The 18,748-nt window shown below is 73.3% G+C and carries 16 protein-coding genes; 3 read left to right on the top strand and 13 right to left on the bottom strand.

What is annotated here, in order from left to right:
- Positions 1-8: 8 nt before the first annotated feature.
- Positions 9-665: a hypothetical protein gene (locus WMF34_RS15755; protein ID WP_437993772.1), complete on the bottom strand. Its 657-nt coding sequence runs from the start codon at positions 663-665 to the stop codon at positions 9-11.
- A 129-nt stretch (positions 666-794) separates the two neighbouring features.
- On the opposite strand from WMF34_RS15755, the gene WMF34_RS15750 reads away from it, so the two are divergent.
- Positions 795-1,982: a lipin/Ned1/Smp2 family protein gene (locus WMF34_RS15750; protein ID WP_437993771.1), complete on the top strand. Its 1,188-nt coding sequence runs from the start codon at positions 795-797 to the stop codon at positions 1,980-1,982.
- 25 nt (positions 1,983-2,007) lie between these two features.
- Here WMF34_RS15750 and WMF34_RS15745 read toward each other — a convergent pair whose 3' ends face one another.
- Together WMF34_RS15745 and WMF34_RS15740 are read right to left on the bottom strand one after the other, a co-directional pair.
- Positions 2,008-2,826 (bottom strand): lysophospholipid acyltransferase family protein, encoded by an 819-nt coding sequence (locus WMF34_RS15745; RefSeq protein ID WP_437993770.1) that lies wholly within the window; start codon positions 2,824-2,826, stop codon positions 2,008-2,010.
- Between the two features lie 221 nt (positions 2,827-3,047).
- A complete protein-coding gene (locus WMF34_RS15740) occupies positions 3,048-3,896 on the bottom strand; it encodes a hypothetical protein (protein ID WP_157906691.1) in 849 nt (282 codons plus the stop codon).
- 390 nt (positions 3,897-4,286) lie between these two features.
- Here WMF34_RS15740 and WMF34_RS15735 point away from each other — a divergent pair, with 390 nt between their 5' ends.
- A complete protein-coding gene (locus tag WMF34_RS15735) occupies positions 4,287-4,724 on the top strand; it encodes an acyl-CoA thioesterase (protein WP_012235647.1) in 438 nt (145 codons plus the stop codon).
- 38 nt (positions 4,725-4,762) lie between these two features.
- On the opposite strand, the gene WMF34_RS15730 is transcribed toward WMF34_RS15735, so the two are convergent.
- The 9 genes from WMF34_RS15730 to WMF34_RS15690 all read right to left on the bottom strand — a co-directional run bounded on the left by WMF34_RS15730 (position 4,763) and on the right by WMF34_RS15690 (position 16,164).
- Positions 4,763-6,322, bottom strand: coding sequence for an AMP-binding protein (locus tag WMF34_RS15730; protein ID WP_437993769.1), 1,560 nt, complete (start codon positions 6,320-6,322; stop codon positions 4,763-4,765).
- Positions 6,310-7,377 (bottom strand): mandelate racemase/muconate lactonizing enzyme family protein, encoded by a 1,068-nt coding sequence (locus WMF34_RS15725; protein ID WP_437993768.1) that lies wholly within the window; start codon positions 7,375-7,377, stop codon positions 6,310-6,312. Before WMF34_RS15725 ends, WMF34_RS15730 begins: the two co-directional genes overlap by 13 nt.
- Positions 7,378-7,382: 5 nt before the next feature.
- Entirely contained in the window at positions 7,383-8,426 is a 1,044-nt protein-coding gene (locus WMF34_RS15720) for a 1,4-dihydroxy-2-naphthoate polyprenyltransferase (protein WP_437993767.1), read from the bottom strand.
- A gap of 49 nt (positions 8,427-8,475) precedes the next feature.
- The gene (gene menD / locus WMF34_RS15715; protein ID WP_437993766.1) at positions 8,476-10,320 is read right to left on the bottom strand and encodes a 2-succinyl-5-enolpyruvyl-6-hydroxy-3-cyclohexene-1-carboxylic-acid synthase; all 1,845 of its coding nucleotides are present in this window, start codon (positions 10,318-10,320) and stop codon (positions 8,476-8,478) included.
- 33 nt (positions 10,321-10,353) lie between these two features.
- The gene (gene ubiE / locus WMF34_RS15710) at positions 10,354-11,085 is read right to left on the bottom strand and encodes a bifunctional demethylmenaquinone methyltransferase/2-methoxy-6-polyprenyl-1,4-benzoquinol methylase UbiE (protein WP_012235642.1); all 732 of its coding nucleotides are present in this window, start codon (positions 11,083-11,085) and stop codon (positions 10,354-10,356) included.
- Positions 11,082-12,356 (bottom strand): hydroxymethylglutaryl-CoA reductase, degradative, encoded by a 1,275-nt coding sequence (locus tag WMF34_RS15705; protein ID WP_012235641.1) that lies wholly within the window; start codon positions 12,354-12,356, stop codon positions 11,082-11,084. Before WMF34_RS15705 ends, ubiE begins: the two co-directional genes overlap by 4 nt.
- Before the next feature lie 80 nt (positions 12,357-12,436).
- Positions 12,437-13,447, bottom strand: a complete 1,011-nt coding sequence (locus tag WMF34_RS15700; protein ID WP_012235640.1) for a polyprenyl synthetase family protein — start codon at positions 13,445-13,447, stop codon at positions 12,437-12,439.
- 157 nt (positions 13,448-13,604) lie between these two features.
- Entirely contained in the window at positions 13,605-14,162 is a 558-nt protein-coding gene (locus tag WMF34_RS15695; protein ID WP_012235639.1) for a GbsR/MarR family transcriptional regulator, read from the bottom strand.
- A 253-nt stretch (positions 14,163-14,415) separates the two neighbouring features.
- Positions 14,416-16,164: a phosphoenolpyruvate carboxykinase (GTP) gene (locus WMF34_RS15690; protein WP_012235638.1), complete on the bottom strand. Its 1,749-nt coding sequence runs from the start codon at positions 16,162-16,164 to the stop codon at positions 14,416-14,418.
- Positions 16,165-16,341: 177 nt separating this feature from the next.
- On the opposite strand from WMF34_RS15690, the gene WMF34_RS15685 reads away from it, so the two are divergent.
- The gene (locus WMF34_RS15685; protein ID WP_437993765.1) at positions 16,342-17,199 is read left to right on the top strand and encodes a metallophosphoesterase; all 858 of its coding nucleotides are present in this window, start codon (positions 16,342-16,344) and stop codon (positions 17,197-17,199) included.
- A 28-nt stretch (positions 17,200-17,227) separates the two neighbouring features.
- Here WMF34_RS15685 and WMF34_RS15680 read toward each other — a convergent pair whose 3' ends face one another.
- Entirely contained in the window at positions 17,228-18,415 is a 1,188-nt protein-coding gene (locus WMF34_RS15680) for an aminotransferase class V-fold PLP-dependent enzyme (RefSeq protein ID WP_437993764.1), read from the bottom strand.
- Between the last annotated feature and the right edge of the window lie 333 nt (positions 18,416-18,748).

Genomic DNA, 18,748 nt, shown 5'->3' with positions numbered 1-18,748 from the left:
AAAGAGCCTCAGAGGCCCGCGCGCACCGCGGCGATCGCGGCGGCGACCCCGGAGGGGGTGGCCTTGAGGTGCACGTCCAGGTGGTCATCCTTGGTCTTGAGCGCACGGACACCGAGCACCGGCGCGCAGATGCGCAGCGCCCGCACGACCGTCGGATTCCCGCCCAGGGCCGGGATTTTGAGGAGATCCAGGGTAATCCTGTCACCCTTGGCGTCGATCAGCGCGGCGGGTCGCTTGGGCATGAAGGAGACGAGATCGCCCGGCTTGTTCAGGTCGATCGCCCCCGAGCCGATCAGCCCGGCGATCGGCGAGGCCTCGTCGCCCATCACCTGCAGCTTGAGGTCGGCGATCCGCAGGCCGACCTGGATCGCGTCCGCGCGCACGTCGAGCTCCTCGGCGAAGGCCGTGAACGAGGCCCGGATCGGGGCGCCCATGATCTTCACCGTCAGGGCGAGGCGCAGGCCCGGGGGCGCGGCCTCGATCACGATGTCCTTCGGCGCGCGTTTGCCGCCGCTGAGCTCTCGCGCCAGATAGCGCAGCGCATCGATCGGGACGCCGAGCCGCAGGCGGAGCGCGCCGCGGAGCGCCCTCGCGATCTCCTCGGGGTGCGCCTTGAGATAGCCACCGGCGTGGCGAAGCAAGACCTTCGGATCGGGCTTGGGCATCGTTTGGGGCGCTACGATTGCCCGGAGTCGGGCCAGCGCGCAAGGGGCGAGCGCGGACCGGAGGTCGCTGTTCTAACGGGGGCGACTCGGTCACACTCGGGCCCGATGCAGACCAGGATCCTACTTGTCATGGCGACAACAGCGCTCGCGATCGGCTGCGGATCGGCCGACGCGACGCTCGAGTGGACGCCGAGCGGAGGCGGGGGTGGTGGCCAAAGAGGCGATGCCGATGGCCGGGGCAGCGATGGCGATGGCCAGGACAGCGGCGGGGGCCAGAAGGAGGGCGGCGGGGGCAAGGGCGATGGCGGCGGCGACGCGCCGAGCGGCGAGGACGGCGGTTCGAGCGGCGGCGAGGCGCCGGGAGCCTCCTGCAACCCACCTCCGGCGTGCGACGCGGCGCCGCCCGATCCGGGCGAGGAGCTCGCGTGGAATCACCCGTCTTCGTACCTCATCGCCGGCGCTGGGAGCCCCAACCACCGCGGACGCGACCTCTACCTGACGCCGGACGACCCGCAGTGGATCATCGGAAAGTTCGCCTACGGGATCACGGACAAGGACCTGAAGGATGAGCGGGTCGACATCTATCTGCTCCGCGGCTGCGGCGGCGCGTGGGAGCGCCTCGGCTCGGCGACCACGACGGAAGCGGACTCGGCGCACCGCGCGGTCGAGGGTGTCAGCGATGACGGCGGCCGCGTCTACTTCGAGATCCCCGCGGCGCAGCGGCTCGGTCCGGGCCGGCACCGGGTCCACCTGGTCGTCCGCGGCGACCTCTCGAGCACCGACCTCTTCATCGAGGTCGTCCCGCGGGGCGCGCCGATGTTCGTCAGCGACGTCGATGGGACGCTCACCGGCACGGAGACCGAGGAGTTCACCTCGCTCCTCCTCGGCGAGCTGCCCGACGCGCACGCGCACGCCGCGGCGGCGTTCCACCGGCTCACGTCGAAGGGCTATCGCCCGATGTACCTGACCGCGCGGCCGGAGTGGCTCGTCCAGCGCACGCGCGATTTCCTCGAGGCGTACGGCTTCCCGCCTGGCATCGTGCACACCACGCTGAGCCTGACAGGCGCGACGGGCGACGGCGCCGTGGAGTACAAGACAGTGGAGCTGGAGCGGCTGTTCGACGGAAGGGAGATGCTGCCCGCGTGGGCCTTCGGCAACACGGCGACCGACGCCGAGGCCTACGACAACGGCGGCGTGATGCCGGTCGCGCGGCGCGTGTTCTACCGGTTCGACGATGAGGAGCACGGTGGCCGTCGCATCGACGGCTACGACGAGCTGTTCGCCGAGATCGACGCGCTCCCCAGCCTCTGCGATTGATCCGCCCCGCCGGCGCGTCGCCCCGTCAGCCGGACGCCTGCTCGGTCCGGGCGCCGCTCGCCGGCGCCTCCGACGCGGCCGCGGCGCCGGCCGGCGGTTCGACGCGACCGCCGATCGAGCGGAGGAGCTCGCTCACCGCGGCGTGGGCGCGCTCGCGCAGGTCGTTGACCCGCGCGCCCTCGCGGCCGTCCGGGCGCACGGCGATCGGCGCGCCAACCCGGACGCGGACGATCCGCAGGGTGCCGTCGCCGGTGTCGAGGGCGCCCTTCTTCATGAGGAGGTGCGTGCCGTCGATGGCGACCGGCACCACGGGCACGCCGGCGCGGACGGCTGCATAGAAGCCGCCGTTCTTGAACTGCCGGAGGATGCCGTCCTCGCTCCGCGTCCCCTCGGGGAAGACGAGCAGCGGCTTGCCGCTCTTGAGCACCGCCTCGAACCGCGAGATCGCCTCGACCGCGGCGCGGGAGCCGACCGTGCGATCGACCGGCACATGGCCCGCGAGCCGGAGGTGCCAGCCGAGGAATGGGATCTTCATGAGGGAGCGCTTGGCGGCCCACTTGAAATCGCCCGGCAACACGGCGCCGAGGGCCAGGATGTCAAGAAGGCTCTGGTGGTTGGAGCAGTAGACGAACACCCCGGGAGGGACGTTCTCGAGTCCGCTCGCCTGGATCTCGATATCCAGCCCTCGCGCGCTCGCCTGACACCAGCGCCGCATCGCCCACAGGCTCGCCGAGCGCTGCGGCGTGAGGGGGCCCAGCGTCAGAGACACGGTGCCGTACGCCATGGTCCTGAGGGTGAAAGGGACCCACTGGCGCGTCGCCAGCCATGCGCTCCTGAGATCCATACTACAGCGCTTACCACTCTCCATGTCGGGCGAAAACGCGTAGCGTCTTGCGCACCGGCGCTGCATGCAATCGGCGTTACTCGACTCGGGATCGCCGCTTCGCGGCGCGGCGAGATGCGCGATCCGTCGCTCGCCCATCTCGGAAGTTCCCCATGGCCCACAGGCCCGCTCCTCGGGCCCGGGTGGTGGATCGAGCGACGCGCTCTTTCGATGGCGTGCGGTTACGGCTCGAGCGGCGGTGTGAGCAGCCCCCAGCCGACCGTGGCCGGCCGCCCGGCGCGCTCGAACTTGACCGTGTACAGGCCTGTCTCTTCGGCGCTCTGCACGACGGCGGGACGCAGCGCGCCGACCCATTCGGCCCAGACGCTCGCCCCGATCTTGAGCTTTGGCTTGACGGGGAGTGGACGGAGCGCCGACTCGTCGGCGAGCAGCGCGGCGCCGCCGTAACCGAGGGCAAACCACCGCGCGGAGCTGCTGGACAGCGACGTCAGGACGGCGCCGGGCTCGGCCGGAGGACCGCCGAGCCGCGACACGAGCAGCACGTGGCGCCACGTCTCGCCGTCCTTCCATGCGGCGAAGTTGCCGGGGGCGAGCCCCGCGGTCTGCACGACGAAGCGAACGCCCTTGAGCTGCGCGAGCGGGGTCCGCGGGTCCATGTCGGTGTAGCGGACCTCGATCTTGTCCTTCACGAAGCGGGTGAGGACGGCGTGCTTCATGACGCCGTTCCACTCCGTGAGCAGCGGGTCGTGGGGCCGGAGGCGGGGCGCGTCGGGCACGGGGATGACGTAGCCCGGGTGAACCTTGTACGATGGTCCCCCCCTCCCCTCGACGATGAGGTCGTCGCCGTCGAAGCCGACCACGGTCGCCGCGTACAGCACGAGCGTGGACCCGAGCTTGGCCCCGGCGAGCATCCGGTCCGAGAAGGTGAACACGCGGCGGCCTGGCTCGAGCTTGATCGGGTACGGGGGCAGGCCGAGCGGGTTCGACGCGTGCGCCGCGCCGGTCGGCGTCGAGGTCTCCGCGAACGCAGGCCGCGGCAGCGCAGCGACCGGCGGGCTCTGAGAGGGCATCGGCGTCGGGGTCGACACAGGCGTCGACTCGCACGCGACCGCGCAGCTCGCTGCCAGGAGGCAAGCGAGCGCCGCGAGCACGCCGCGGGAACGCGGCGCTCGGGCCCCGAGGCATCGCATCGCGCGGCGCTCGCGATCGTTCGAGGTGGCGCGACGCAGCCTGCGGGACCCGGCCCCGAGACCGCCGGGACGTCGGTCAGCCATCGCGGGCGAGCATGGACTGCGAAACGGACGACGGCGAGCAGAAATGGACAGAAGAACGACCCGGCGAAGCGTCGGCGGTGAGACCTGACCGCCCGCGTCAGAGCCGGAGAAGGAGGGCGCCGCGGTGCGGCGGAGCACCCCGCTCCTCGCGACGCGCTCGGCGCCTCTGCGCTACCCTGCGGCGCGATGAAGCGCGCGTTCAGCGTCGATGAGCTCAAGCAGACCGCGCCGCGCCTCGCCGTGGAGCGCCGCGCCGTGCGCTTCCAGGACGTCGACGCGGCCGGGATCGTCTTCTATCCGCGGGTCCTCGAGTATTTCAGCGACGCGTACATGATCGCGCTGAAGGAGCGAGGCATCGACCTTCCTGCGATGATCGCGGGCGGCACGATCAAGCTGCCGCTCGTCCACGCCGAGGCGGATTACCTCCTGCCGCTCCGGTTCGGTGACGCCATCGAGGTCGAGGTGCTCGCGCCGAAGCTCGGCGACACGTCGTTCACGGTGGGCTACCGCGTGACGACGGCGGGCCGGGTCGCCGCCGTCGGGCAGACCGTGCACGTGTGCATCGACGGCGCGCGCTTCACGCCGTGCCCGCTCCCGGACGATCTGCGCAGCGCGCTCGCCTAGCCGCGCCGAGCGGCGGCCGCCGGCCGGCGCGCCGGGCGCTAGCGCGGCGGGAACGGGGCTAGCGCGGCCGCGAGCTGCGCCGCCGCGCCCGCGCGATCGAGCTTGCCGGCCGCGGTGAGCGGCAGCGCCGCGACGGCGCAGAGGCGCCGCGGGCGCTTGTGCGGGGCGAGCCGCGCCGCGACGACGGCCGCGAGATCGCCGAGCCATGCGGGGGAGGGTGCGGCGCCGCCCGCCTCGCAGGGCGAGGCCTGATCGGGGACGATCGCCGCGGCGACGACCTGGCCCCAGCGATCGTCAGGCACGCCGAACACCACCGCGCCGGCGACGCCCTCGCAGGACGCGAGGACCTGCTCCACCTCGGCGGGGTAGACGTTCTCTCCGCCGGTCACGATGAGATCGCTGCGGCGCGCCGCGACGTGCAGGCGCCCGGCGGCGTCGAGCGCGCCGAGATCGCCGGTGCCGAACCACCCGGCGCCGTCGACCGAGAGCTCCGGCGCGCGGTCGGGGCCGCGGTAGTAGCCGCGGAACAGCACCGGGCCGCGGATCTCGATGCGGCCCACGCCGTCGCTGCCGGCGCCCTCGATGCGGAGCTCGACGCCGGCGATCGGGGAGCCGGAGCCCGGCTCTGTCGCGCGCGGATCGCGCGGGCGCTGCACGGTGACCTGCGAGCACGCCTCGGTGAGGCCGTACGTGGTGAGCGCGGGGACCCCGCGGCGCGCGCACTCGTCGAGCGCCCGCGCCGGAGCGCCCGCGCCGCCGACGAGCACCGCGCGGAGCCGGGCGAGGACGTTGTCGCGATCGGCCTCCAGCAGCGCGAGCAGCATCGTCGGCACCACGGAGAGCAGCGTCGCGCGGTCGCGGACGATCGAGGCGAGCACCGAGGCGGGCTCGAAGCGAGGCGCGAGGATGACGGCGCGGCGCGAGAGCAAGCAGCGGGTCACGATCGAGAGGCCACCGACGTGGCAGAGCGGAAGGCAGAGCAGCCAGCGGTCGTCGTCGCGCACGCCGAGGTTGGCCGCGCTCCCCTCGGCGGCGGCGAGGAACGCGCGGCGCGAGAGCACCGCGCCCTTGGGACGCCCGGTGGTGCCCGAGGTGTAGACGATCGCCAGATCGCCGGAAGCGTCCGGCGGCGGGACGCGCGCGGCCTCGGCGGCGCGCGCCCCGCGCTCGCGGAGCGCGCTTATCTCCGGCGCGGCGTCGTCGAGCAGGGCGGCGAGCGCAGGCTCGCGCAGCACGAGGTCGGGGCGCGCGTCGTCGAGCAGGAGGCCAGCCTCGCCGGCCGTGAGACGTGGATGGATCGGGACGAGCACGGCGCCGAGCGCGAGCAGCGCGTGGATGACGACCACGGTCCCGAGCGCGTTCGGCGCGACGAGCGCCACGCGGGCTCCCTGCCCTATCCCCGCGCGGGCGAGCCGGCCGGATACGGTCGCGACCGCGTGCGCCAGCTCGCCGAAGCGAAGGGCGCCGCCGGGGCCGACGCCGAGGGCGGGGACGTCGATCGCGCGCGGCGCGTCGTCCTCGGCGCCGCCGAGGACGATCGCTGTCCGGGCGGCGATCGCGGGATCGCGCGCGGCATCGAGGAGGCTCAGCCCGTCCATGGCCGGATGCCGAGGCCGGGCCGATCGCTGGCCGCGACCAGGCCGCCCTCGCGGAGCTGCGGGATCCGGATCGCGGGCCACGCCTCCAGGCCGGCGTGCGCGTCGAGGCCGCACGCGAGCGGCGCGCGCGGCAAGGCGAGCGCGAGCTCACACGAGGCGGCGAGCGCGATGGGCCCGTCGAAGAGGTGCGTCACCACGGCGTCGATGCCGCGCGCCTGCGCCCTGCCGCCGAGCGCGTGCGCGCGCAGCAGGCCGAGCATCGCGGGCTTCAGGATGAACGCAGCGCAGCCTTCCGCTTCGAGCAGGCGCTCCGGCATGCCCTCGACCGCGAGCGACTCGTCGGCCGCCCACGGGACATCGCGCGCGCCGAGGTGATGGAGGAGCGCCGGCGCGACCGGCTGCTCGACGAAGCGCGGGCCGAGCGGCGCGAGGAGCGCGAGCCGACGGGGCGCCTCGTCGAGCGACCACGCCGCGTTCGCGTCGAGCCGGAGCTCGACGCCCGGGTGCTCCCGCCGCAGCGCGCGCAGCGCCTCGAGGTCGCGCGCGAAGCCGTCCTCCCCGCGCGAGCGGAGCTTCACCTTGATCGCGCGGACGCCGCGCGCGGCGAGCGCGCTAGCGCGCGCGAGCATCTCCGGCAGCGGCACCGAGGTCGTGAGCAGCCCGTTGACCTGGACCTCGGCGTAGCGCACGTGTCCGCCGAGGCACGCCGACATCGAGAGGCCGAGGCGCTGGCCCAGCAGATCGAGCAGCGCCGTCTCCAGGGCGAAGCGCGCCGCCGGGAGATCGCGCAGCCGCGATGACAGCGGCGCGAGCGCGCGCAGGATCGCCGTCGCCGTCGGCGCAGCGCCCTCGGCCGGAAGGTCGACCGCGCCGAGCGCCCCCGGCAGCTCGGCGAGCGCGCGCTGGTCCTCGTCGGCCGTGTCGGGTGAGAAGCCGGGGAGCGGCGTGGCCTCACCCAGGCCGACGCGCCCCTCGTCGTCGGTGAGCGACAGCACGAGGCCCCGGCGCGCTCCATCAAGGACCCGGGACGCGAGGCGGGCATCGACGACGCGCATGATCCCTACAGCTGGGCCGCGAGGCCGAGCGAGAAGAGCAGCGCATAGGCGAGCAGCAGCTTCGCCGTCCCGGCGAGGCAGTCGTTGAGCGGCCGGCCGTCGGTCGTCGCCAGCACCCGGAGCAGGCGCACCGCGCGAGGGAACGTCGCGAGCACGAGGAGCGTCCATCGCCGGCCCTCGCCGACGGCGAGCGCGACCGGCACCGCGTAGGCGGCGGCGAAGAGCATCGCGTACTCGATGACGCCCGCGCGGCGCCCGAGCCGGACGGCGAGCGTGCGCTTGCCGGCGACGACGTCCGTCTCGCGATCGCGGACGTTGTTGACGACGAGCACGGCGGTGGCGATGGCGCCGATCGGCACGGCCGCCGCCCACGCGAGCGGCGGGACCGAGCCGAGCTGGACGAACGCCGTACCGCAGACGGCGACGAGGCCGAAGAACACGAACACGAAGAGGTCGCCGAGGCCGTGATAGCCGAGCGGGTACGGCCCACCGGTGTACGCGACCCCCGCGAGGATCGAGGCGACGCCGATCACCACGATGGGCCACCCGCCCACGAGCGCCAGGTGCACCCCGAACGGCAGCGTGAGCGCGATCGTGACGAGCAGCCCGACGCGCACCTGGCGCGGCGTGAGCAGCCCCGCCTGCACGGCGCGCGTGGGGCCGAGCCGCTCGTGCGTGTCGGCGCCCTTCTCGTGATCGAAGACGTCGTTCGCGAAGTTCGTCGCGATCTGGATGAGCATCGCTCCGGCGAGCGCCGAGAGCGCGGGGCCGAGCCGCATCCCGCCGAGCGCGTAGGCGACGGCGGTCCCGACCATCACCGGCGCGAGCGCAGCGGTGAGCGTCGCCGGCCGGCACGCGAGGAGCCACGCCCGGAGCGAGCCGGGGCGCACTCCCCCCGGGGCGGCTGCGCCCGCCGCGCCCGTCGCCCGATGCGCCGCCGCGGCGCTCACGATCCCCTCTCCGGCTCGCGGGGCCCGCGCGCCCTCGCCGGACGCGCCGCGCGCGACGTCGTCGGGTGCCGGACTCGTGTTCGCGTTGACCTGGCTCATGATCGTGGATCCCTCTCGGCAAGCTCGGGGTTCTCAGCGCGCGCGCCGCTCATGGAGTCTGCAGATCGGCCGCCGCGCCGTCCGCGGCCGGCGCGCTGCCCAGGGCCGCGACGTCGCGACGAACGTCGGACCAGAGCCGCGCCACGCGGGCGGCGCCGTCGTGGGGCGGCACCACCGCCTCGATCAGCGTCGCGCCCGCCCGCTGGTACCCCGCGGCGAGCGCGCGGGCGAGCTCCCCGGCGGTGCCGGCGCGCTCGTAGGCGAGCCCGAACATCGCCGCCGCGGGCGCGAAATCGAGGTGCTGCGGCATCGTGAAGCACCGCTCGAGCAGCGCGGCGCCGCGCCTGGCGATGGGGAGGTGCTCGAAGATGCGGCCGCCGTCGTTCTGGACCACCACGATGACGAGCGGCGCTCGGCCGTCGCCCGTTGCCTTCGCGGCGAGGAGCAGCCCGGTCAGATCGTGCAGCAGGCTGAGATCGCCGAGCAGCAACGTGACCGGCGCGGCGGCCGCCACGCGCGCGCCGGCCGCCGCCGACACGAGGCCGTCGATCCCGCTCGCCCCGCGCTGGTGCAGCACGCGCAGCGCGCGCGCCGACGGCGGGCAGTACGTGTCGAGATCGCGCACCGGCATGCTGTTGCCGATCGCGAGCAGCGAGCCCGCAGGGCACGCGCTGGCCACCATCCGGGCGATGGCGCCCTCCGTCAGCTCGTCCCCGGCGCAAGCGCGCGCGGCGTGCCCCGCCGCGATCTCGCCGGCGCGCGCGAACGTCGCGGCCCAGTCCCGCCGCCCGCGCCCCAGGCTCAGCGCCGCCCCGCCGAGGCGCGCCACGAGCGCCTCGCACACCTCCACGGGCTCACCCATGACGAGGGCGGCCGCGGCGCTCGTCGGGTCGTTCCAGCCGTGCGAGGAGACGACGACGCGGCGCGCGCTCGCGTGCTCGGCGATGTAGGTCGCGTAGCCGGCCGACGTCGGCGGGGCGCCGAGCTCGAGGATGAGGTCGGGCGCGTTCGCCGCGCGGAACTCGGGCGCGCGGAGGAACGAATCGAACGACGCCGGCATCACGACGCCCTCGGTGAGGCCGCCAAAGCAGATCTGGCTCGTGCCCTCGGCGAGCACCGGGAAGCCCGTCGCGCGCGAGAGCGCGAGCACCGCGCGGCGCGCGCGCGCGTCGTCCTCTCGGCTCTCGGCGGGGCCGCACACGATGAGCCCCCGCTCCGCGCGCGCGCAGCGCGCGGCGAGCTCCTCGATCGCCCGCCCGTCGACCCCGGCGCGGGCCGACACGACCCGCGTGCCGGCGCGGCGCATCAGCGCCTCCCACTCTGCCTGCCACGGCTCGGGCCCGGTCGCGTCGACCGGCTCGAGCGGCTTGCGGAAGCGCGCGTTGATGTGGACCGCGCCCGGCGTCGGCGACAGCGCGCGCGTGACCGCCTGGGCCGCGATGCGCGTCACCGCGCGCAACGCGAGGGGCGACGGATCCGGCAGCCCGAGCTCGGCGAAGTGACGGACGTGGTCGCCGAAGAGCTTGGTCTGATCGATGGTCTGCGCGGCCGCGGCGTCGGCGAGCTCCCACGGGCGGTCGGCCGTGATCGCGATGAGCGGGGTGAAGCTCTGGTGCGCCTCGATGATCGCCGGGAGCGCGTGCGCGCCGGCGGTGCCCGAGGTGCACACGAAGACGCTGGGCCGCCCGGTGACGCGCGCCTGCCCGAGCGCGAAGAACGCGGCGGCGCGCTCGTCGACGACGCTGTGGCAGCGCACCTCCTCGCTCTCCATCGCCGCGATCGCGAGCGGCGTGGAGCGCGAGCCGGGGCAGAGGACCAGGTCGCGCACCCCGGCCTGCGCGAGCGCGCGGACGAACAGCTGCGCCCAGGCAGAGTGGAGGTTCGACCCGCCCATCACCGCCCCCCTAGGCCCTCTCTCGCGCGCACCTCAGGCCCCCTCGGGCGTCGCGACGAAGAGGCACACGACGCCCATCGTGAGCGGCTCCACGCGGAGCACGCGCAGCCCCGCGCCGCGCATCAGCTCCGCGAACTCGTCCGGCGGCGGGAACCTCGCGATCGAGTCCTGCAGGTACCGGTACTCGTCCTTGCCGGAGATCGCGCCGCCCACGTACGGGACGACCGTGTGGATGTGGAAGCGCGCGAGCTTGCCCATGAGCCCGCTGCGCGGCTCGCTGAGCTCGAGGATCGCGATGCGCCCCCCGGGCCGCGTGACGCGCGCCATCTCGCGGAGCGCTCGCGCGCGATCCGGGACGTTGCGGATCCCGAACGCCATCGAGATGGCGTCGACGCTCGCGTCGCCGAGCTGGAGCTGCTGCGCGTCGCCGACCTCGAGCTCGACCCGCCCCGCGAGCCCCGCGGCCTCCACCTTCCGGCGGCCGACGCCGAGCATCCCCTGCGACGGATCGACCCCGATGACCTTCACCTCGTGCGCCCGCGCGATCGCGATCGCGAGATCGGCGGTGCCGGTCGCGAGATCGAGCACCGTCGCGCCGGGCGAGAGCTCGAGCGAGCGCACCGCGCGCCGCCGCCAGCCCTGATCGAGCCCCAGCGAGATGACCCGGTTCAGGAGGTCGTACCGCTCCGCGATGCCGTCGAACATCTCCCCCGTGCCGAAGCGGCGCCCGCCGCGCGGCGCCTGATCCTGGCTCGCCTCGCTCATGTCCCGCCCCCCGCCTGGTGCACCGCGAGCGGCGCCTCGGCGCGCTCTGCGGCGAACCGCTTGCCTTCGCCGGACGGCGGCGCGGCGGGCTCCCCGCCCGCCGTCGACGCGCCGCCGAGCGCGCGCTTCCGCTCGTGGAGCCGCATGTGGCCTCGCTGGATGCCCTCGCTCGCGAGCGCGCGCAGCGCCGCCAGGTTGGACGCCAGCCCGACGGACGCCAGCACCACCGCGAGCTCGCGCGCGCTCTTCGCGCCCACGAGCTGCAGCGCCGCGCGCACGCCGGCGTGCACCTCGGTCGCGCCGCCCACCGTGCCGACGGCGAGCGGCAGCTCCGCCCGCCCCACGAGCCCGCCCGGGATGCGCTCCCACGTGCTGAGCGGCCGGTACCGGCCGCCGATCGCCGCGTACGCGTGCGCGCCCGCCTCGATGGCACGGAAGTCCTGCCCGAGCGCCACCGCGGCCGCGTCGAGCCCGTTCATGAAGCCCTTGTTGTGGGTCGTCGCCCGGTACGGATCGAGCTCCGCGAAGCGGCTCGCCCGCGCGATGCCGCTCGCCACGTCCGCGCCCCCGAGCGCGTCGTCCGCCACGGTGGCCGTCACCCGGACGAGGCGGCGGACGGTCAGGTTCGAGAGGATCCGCAGGCCCAGCGTCCCGCCGGCGATGCGCTGCACGAGCGGCGCCACCGCCTCTGCGACGGTGTCGACCAGGTTCGCGCCCATGGCGTCGCCGACCTCGACGTAGAGGTGCACGACGAGCACGCCGAGCTCCGCCGAGAGGACGCGCGCCTCGAGATCGCGGCAGCCGCCGCCGCGCGCCACCATCCTGGGGATGGCCGCGTCCCCGGCCGCGAGCAGGCTCGCGCGGGCCGCCTCCAGCCGGGCCGCAGCCGCCTCCGCGTCCGGCACGTCGTCGAGCTGGACCTGGGCGGTCATGATCGGCGGGTCCGCCTCGCCGGAGAAGCCGCCCGACCGCCGGACCATGCGCGCCGCGTTCGACGCGGCGGCGATGACGCTCGGCTCCTCCACCGCCATCGGCACCAGCACGTCGCGCTGGTTCACGCGGAAGTTCAGCGCCAGGCCGAGCGGGAGCGCGTGCGTCGCGATGACGTTCTCGCACATCCGATCGGCCACCGCCGTCGGCAGCCCTCCCCCGCTGGCGAGGTGCGCGAGCGCCTCCTCGTCGAGCAGACCGAGCGCCTGGATCGCGTGGAGTCGCTCCTCGAGGCACCGCTTGTAGAAGCCGCTGATCCGGCTGGACACGTGTTGGCTCATCGGGTGTCTCCGCGCGCCGCGCGCGCTCGCGAGCGGGGCGCGCGCTCCGCGCACTGCATCAAGGGGTTCGTCATCGCCGCTCACCGCTTCCGCCGGGGCGTCGACATCGCGACCCCCTCCAGCGCCGCCTTCGCCGGGCTCTCCGGGAGCGGCTCGATGCTCCGCACCGCGTCCCCGCAGAGCCGGGACGCGAGCTCGAGACAGTCGTCCACGACGCGCTTCTCGACCATGATCTGCGCGATGCGCCGGCCGAGCTCCGGCTCGACGGCCGTGTCCTCCGACGCGCAGTGCGCCTCGAGGGCGGGCGTGAGCTCGCGGTCGCGCTCCATGGCGAGGAGCAGCGGGTACGTCATCTTGCCCTCGCGCAGATCCGTGAGCAGCGCCTTGCCGGTCGCCTCCGGGTCGCCGGCGAAGTCGAGGACATCGTCGACGAGCTGGAACGCGACCCCGAGGCTCGTCCCGAAGCTCTCGAGCGCCTTGCAGAGCGGCTCGTTCACGCCGCCCGCGCGCGCCCCTGCGAACATCGCCCATCGGAACAGCGACGCCGTCTTGCCGTCGACGATCTGGAAGTACTCGCTCGTGCTCGTGCGCACGCGGCCCCGCGACGCGAGCTGGAGCGCCTCGGCCACGACCATCTCCTTGATCACGAGGAGCACCCGCTCGAGCACGTCGGTCATGCCGACCGCCTGGATCTTGGAGAGCGCGTCGAGCAGGAGGTAGTCGCCGCCGAAGATCGAGGCGGCGTTGCCGTAGATGACCCGCGCCGCGTCCGCGCCGCGCCGGCGGTCGCCGAGGTCGACGACGTCGTCGTGCAGCAGCGTCGCGTTGTGGACGAGCTCGACCGCGACCGCGAACGTCCGCGCGGCGTCGTTGAAGCCGCTCCCGATGTGGGAGGCGAGCGCGACGCAGATGGGCCGCAGGCGCTTGCCGTTCAGGCCGAGCAAGTGCCGAGCGCTCCGGTGCGCCGGCGTCTCGCCGTCCAGCCCGACCTTCGCGATCTCGCGCTCGATGTCGCCGAGGTCCCCGTCGAGCAGGCGCCTCAGCTCCGCGAGGCGCGCGGCGAGCGCGTCGAGCCCTCGCCCAGCGCACATGCCTCCGAGGCTCGAGACGACATCGCTCCGCTGGACCGTCCCAGTAAACGTTGTAGTCGCAGTCATCCCATCTCCACCTGGAAGCACGAGCGCACGCTGCGCCCCGCACCGCGCGGGGCCCCCCGTGACGGTCGAGCTCTCCGAAATCACGGTCCCGCTAGGCGCCTCGCCGGGAACGCACGGCGCGGATGGGGAACCGGACCAGATCCCCGAACCGCGAGAAATCCACGGTCCTGCTCTTGATGAACCCGTCGAGCGCCGCCTGCGCGACGATGACGAACGAGAGGAGCCGCTCCACCCGATCGAGGCTGAACCGGGCGGCGTCGGTGGGAGGCAGGCCCTCGAGCAGCGCCGAAGCCCGCTCGAGGCGCTCCCTCACGGAGTCGGCGATCAGCCGCTCGCGCTCGGCGAACACTTTGGAAATCATCTTCCAGAAGTCCGTCTCGGCCTCGAAGAACTCCTTCCGCTCGCCCGGTTTCCATACTCTTCGTACTACACCCCACCTTTGCAATTCTGTCAGCGACATACTCATTGCGCCGGAGGAAACCTGCAGCCGCTCGCCGATCTCGGCGGCGGAGAGGGCTCCGCCCTCGATGAACAGGACGGTCCAGATCCGCCCGAGCACCCGGCGGAAGCCCCAGTGCTCGATGACGTCGCCGATCGCGTCCGCCGCGAGCAGCTCCGCCTGGCGATGGATGTCGCTTGCGTGACTCATGAAAGTTTCAAAATTCTTTGAAAGAACTGTGTGGGCCAACCTGTGCCGGCGTCAAGACATTCCCGCCCATTATCGCCATGCAGCGCGGACGAGCGGGTCGCTTGCTGGGGGCCAGCGCGCGAGCGCGCGGCCTGACTTCGAGCGCCGGGTGCTTCTGTGCGGGGCTCGCACGTCGCGAGCGCGAGCCTTCGGCCCGGGGGCCATTCGGGCCTCGTGGCGGTGCGTGGCGTGAACCGCTCTCGACGGCGCTAGCTCACGCCCGGATCCGGGCCATGAGATCCCGGTTTTGCCGGAGCAGCGCCTCGGGCATGCGCGAGCCGAACGACTCCAGGAACGCCTCGCGATCGCGCGCCTCCTCCAGCCACGCGTCGCGATCGATGGCGAAGAGCTCGCGCATTGCCTCGTCGTTCACGCCGAGGCCGCTCGTGTCGAGCTCGCCGTCGGTGGGCATGATCCCGACCGGGGTGTCGTGTCCCTTCGCCTCCCCGCGCACGCGCGCGACGATCCAGCGGAGGACGCGGAGGTTCTCGCCGAAGCCTGGCCAGAGGAGCGCGCCCGCCTCGCTCTGCCGGAACCAGTTCACGTGGAAGATCTTCGGGAACGCCGCGCGGTTCTCGCCGAGCTCGATCCAGTGCCGGAAGTAGTCGGCCATGTTGTATCCGCAGAAGGGGCGCATCGCCATCGGGTCGCGGCGGACGACCCCGACCTTCCCGGTGGCCGCCGCGGTCGTCTCCGAGGCCATCGTCGCGCCCAGATAGACGCCGTGGGCCCAGCCGCGCGCCTCGCAGACGAGCGGCGCGAGCCGCGCGCGCCGTCCGCCGAAGACGATGGCCGAGATGGGCACGCCCGCCGCGGCGTCGAACTCCGTCGAGATCGACGGGCACTGGCGGGCCGGCGCGGTGAACCGGCTGTTGGGATGCGCCGCGGGCTCCTTGCTGTCGGGCGTCCATCGGCGTCCCCTCCAGTCGGTGAGCACCGGCGGCACCGGACCGTCGAAGCCTTCCCACCACGGCGTCCCCTCCGGCGTGAGCGCCACGTTCGTGAAGATCGAGTTCCTGGCCAGCGTCGCCAGGGCGTTCGGGTTCGTCCTCGAGCTCGTCCCCGGCGCCACGCCGAAGAAGCCGGCCTCGGGGTTGATCGCCCAGAGCCGACCATCCCGGCCGATCCGCAGCCAGGCAATGTCGTCGCCGACCGTCCACACCTTCCACCCCTTCTGGGACGCCGGCGGCACGAGCATGGCGAGGTTCGTCTTCCCGCAGGCGCTCGGGAACGCCGCGCAGACGTACGTCACCCGCCCTCCCGGGTCCTCCAGGCCGAGGATGAGCATGTGCTCCGCGAACCACCCTTCGTCGCGCGCCATCGTGCTCGCGATGCGCAGCGCGAAACACTTCTTCCCGAGCAGCGCGTTGCCCCCATACCCGGAGCCGACGCTCCAGATGAGCCGCTCCGCCGGGAAATGGCAGACGAAGCGGCGCTCGGGGCTCAGGTCCCCGAGCGAGTGCAGCCCTCTGCAGAAGTCCTCGGAGCTGCCCAGCGCATCGAGCGCGACCCGGCCCATACGGGTCATGATCCGCATGCTCGCCACGACATAAGGGCTGTCGGTGATCTCGATTCCAACCTTCGCCGAGGGCGATCCCACTGGGCCCATCAGGTACGGCACGACGAACATCGTCCGCCCCTTCATCGCCCCGTCAAACAGCCGTCCGACCCGCTGCGAGGCCTCGTCCGGCGACATCCAGTTGTTCGTCGGGCCCGCGTCTTCCTTATCGCGAGTGCAGATGAACGTGAGGTGCTCAGTCCGGGCGACGTCGGTCGGATCGCTCCGGTGAAGATAGCAGTTGGGGTATCTCTCCCCATCGAGCGCGAGGAGCGTACCGTCGCTCAGCATCCCCTGGATCAGCGTTCGGTTCTCCGCCTCGGAGCCGTCACAGAAGACGACCCGATCAGGCCGCGTCTGATCGGCGACCTCGTCCACCCACGCTGAAAGTTTCCGGTTTTGCATACGACTGCGAGCCTAGCCTGAGCGAGAACCTCCGCCAAGTCACAGTACTATTGTAATACTTCGTCAAATCTGGATGATCTGGCAGAGGGCGTGGCGTTGCAGCCAGCCGGCGTTCACGCGTCGGATGGGCTCAGTTCACGCGAGGCGAACGCAGGGACGTTCGGCTATGCTGGAGACGTGCAGCGTGTCGTCGACCTCCCTGATCGGGGCAGACTCATCGTCGCCACCGATTTACAGGGCAATGTCGCGGATTTCGAGCGAATCGCCGAGATCTTCGAGCAGGCGGCGACCGGCCGTGACGGCGCGGTCCTCGTGATCACGGGCGACCTGGTCCACGGGCCCGAGCTCGACGAAGGTGAATGGCCCGACTACCTGGGCTCGTTCTACCGGGGCGATTCCGTGACCTTGCTGAAAAAGGCGAGGAGTCTCGCGGAACGCCACCCCGGCAGGGTTCACTACCTGCTCGGAAACCACGAGCACGCGCACGTGGGAGGTCCGGTGGTGGCCAAATTCTTCCCGGACGAGGCGCTGCGGCTCGAAGACCTCCTCGGCCCGGAGGACACGCTGGCGATGCGAAGCTGGTTCCGCGGGTGGCCGTTCGTGGCGGCCGCGCGCGCGGCCCGGCTGGTCATGCTGCATGCGGCGCCGCACGCCCGCATTCAGAGCCGGCAAGATCTCGATCGGCTCCCGCTCGACGGGTTCCTCGACGTACCGCTCTCGGAGATGAGCCTGCACGGGACGCTCGGCGCGCTGCTCTGGGCGCGGAGCACGTCGAGCGACCGCGCCTATGCCTTCCTCCGTGCGATCGACCCGGACGCTCGCGTGGCGATCTACGGGCACGACGTCGCGCGCGAGGGGTATGCCACCGAGCGCGAGCCGCTGCTCTGCCTGTCGACGAGCTTCGGTTGCTACGACGGCGACAAGCTCTACCTGGAATGGGATCTCGCCGAGCCCGCGGAGAGCGCGGCCGACGTCGCCTGGCGCGGGCTGCGGTCGCTGTACCCCGACGCGCCGCGCGTCCACAGCGAACCCTGAGCGTCCCGACGAGAACATCGCCAGCGCGCTAGCGACCGAGCTCCTCGACGAGGGCCGCGACGCCCTGGTCGATCTCGGCGTCGGTGAGGTAAGGCGCGGGGCCGATGCGGAGCACGTCGCGCCGGGCGTCGACGAGCACGCGCCGGGCGCGGAGGCGCTCCACGACGTCGCCCGCCCGCGCCGAGCGCACGGCGACGAAGCCGCCCCGGCGCTCGGGCTCGCGGGGCGAGACGACGTCGCCGCCGCGGCCCGCGGCGTCGAGGAGGCCGAGGATGCGCCCGGTCTGCCGGAGCGATATCGCGCGCAGCCGCGGGACGGTGAGGCCGAAGCGATCCCAGTGCTCGATCACCGCGGCGGCGCGGTAGAGCGCGGAGGGGTCGAACGTGGAGCCCGCGAACCGCGCGCCCCCGGGCGCGTACGCGACGCCGCCGCTGCTGCCCGCGAGCGAGCCGAAGTCGGCGAACCAGCCGGTGAAGACCGGGCGCAGCCCGCAGCCGTGCGGGACGCGCATCCAGCAGATCCCCTCGCCCATCGCCGCGTACTTGTAGCCCCCCGCGACCGCGAAGACGTGAGGCGCCGCGCTGCCCCACGCGAGCGGGACGACGTTGAACGCGTGGTAAGCGTCCACGAGCGGGACGGCGCCGATCTCGGCCGCGCGCGCGACGACCTCGTCGAGCCGCTGCACCACCGTCGCGCTCTCGAAGAGCACGGCCGAGATCGCGAGCATCGAGGTGCCTGGCCGGAGCGCGGCGAGCAGCCGGTCGGCGAGCGCGTGGCGCGGCTCGACGCTCACCCAGTCGATCTCGACGCCCTCCTCGGCGAGGCGGGCGAGCTGGCGCCTGAGCGAGTGGAACTCGCCCTGCGTGGTGACGATCCGGAGCCGCTCGCGCCGAGGGAGCGACGTGATCAGGCGGTAGACGAGCTCGTGGGTGTTCTGGCCGAAGGTGATGGCGTCGCCGCGCTCGAAGCCCATCCGCTCCAGGATCGCCGCGCCGACGGCCGAGAGCCTCGGCAACACCGCGGCGTCCCACTTGCCGTCGACGAGCCGCGCGGCGTCGTCGAAGCATGCGGAGAGCGCGTCGCGCGCCGCATCCGGCCAGGCCTGGTGCGAGTGCCCCGTGAGCAGGACGCGCGGCGCCGCGTCCCCCGCCGGCGCGAGGAAGCGCGAGTACGCCGCGCGAAACGCGTCGAGGTCGAGAGAGAATCCCTGTTCCACGTCTCCTTGCATTCCAGCTCTTCGGCCGCGGCATCGCGCGGCGAACACGCGGGGCGACGAGGCCCCGCACGCGCTGCCGCTTAACCCACTTCGATGCCCACTTCCACCCAGTCGGTCCGTGGGGTGCGGTGCGTTGCGCAGGATGCGTGGATTGCGTCCTCGACGCGCGTGGCGCGGCGTGGAGCGCTCTGCCGTCTGCCCAACGTGCGCGCCGACGGCCCAGGCGGCCGGACGCGAGAGGACCCGCTGCTGCACGAGATCGAGCACCAACGGGGCTGGTTCATCGCCCCGCCATGTCGTGCTCGCCGGGGCGATGCGGCGGAGCGCGCGGGC

Origin of the sequence: Sorangium sp. So ce145, assembly GCF_051525985.1 — a bacterium.
Lineage (GTDB): Bacteria > Myxococcota_A > Polyangia > Polyangiales > Polyangiaceae > Sorangium > Sorangium cellulosum_B.
The sequence above is the reverse complement of the archived record's forward strand: the minus strand, read 5'-3'. Positions and strand labels throughout refer to the sequence as shown.

Excerpts from the sequence above, each read along its gene's own strand:
- WMF34_RS15755 (WP_437993772.1), bottom strand. The coding sequence starts at position 665 with ATGCCCAAGCCCGATCCGAAGGTCTTGCTTCGCCACGCCGGTGGCTAT.
- WMF34_RS15750 (WP_437993771.1), top strand. The coding sequence starts at position 795 with ATGGCGACAACAGCGCTCGCGATCGGCTGCGGATCGGCCGACGCGACG.
- WMF34_RS15745 (WP_437993770.1), bottom strand. The coding sequence starts at position 2,826 with ATGGATCTCAGGAGCGCATGGCTGGCGACGCGCCAGTGGGTCCCTTTC.
- WMF34_RS15740 (WP_157906691.1), bottom strand. The coding sequence starts at position 3,896 with ATGCCCTCTCAGAGCCCGCCGGTCGCTGCGCTGCCGCGGCCTGCGTTC.
- WMF34_RS15735 (WP_012235647.1), top strand. The coding sequence starts at position 4,287 with ATGAAGCGCGCGTTCAGCGTCGATGAGCTCAAGCAGACCGCGCCGCGC.
- WMF34_RS15730 (WP_437993769.1), bottom strand. The coding sequence starts at position 6,322 with ATGGACGGGCTGAGCCTCCTCGATGCCGCGCGCGATCCCGCGATCGCC.
- WMF34_RS15725 (WP_437993768.1), bottom strand. The coding sequence starts at position 7,377 with ATGCGCGTCGTCGATGCCCGCCTCGCGTCCCGGGTCCTTGATGGAGCG.
- WMF34_RS15720 (WP_437993767.1), bottom strand. The coding sequence starts at position 8,426 with ATGAGCCAGGTCAACGCGAACACGAGTCCGGCACCCGACGACGTCGCG.
- menD (WP_437993766.1), bottom strand. The coding sequence starts at position 10,320 with ATGGGCGGGTCGAACCTCCACTCTGCCTGGGCGCAGCTGTTCGTCCGC.
- ubiE (WP_012235642.1), bottom strand. The coding sequence starts at position 11,085 with ATGAGCGAGGCGAGCCAGGATCAGGCGCCGCGCGGCGGGCGCCGCTTC.
- WMF34_RS15705 (WP_012235641.1), bottom strand. The coding sequence starts at position 12,356 with ATGAGCCAACACGTGTCCAGCCGGATCAGCGGCTTCTACAAGCGGTGC.
- WMF34_RS15700 (WP_012235640.1), bottom strand. The coding sequence starts at position 13,447 with ATGTGCGCTGGGCGAGGGCTCGACGCGCTCGCCGCGCGCCTCGCGGAG.
- WMF34_RS15695 (WP_012235639.1), bottom strand. The coding sequence starts at position 14,162 with ATGAGTCACGCAAGCGACATCCATCGCCAGGCGGAGCTGCTCGCGGCG.
- WMF34_RS15690 (WP_012235638.1), bottom strand. The coding sequence starts at position 16,164 with ATGCAAAACCGGAAACTTTCAGCGTGGGTGGACGAGGTCGCCGATCAG.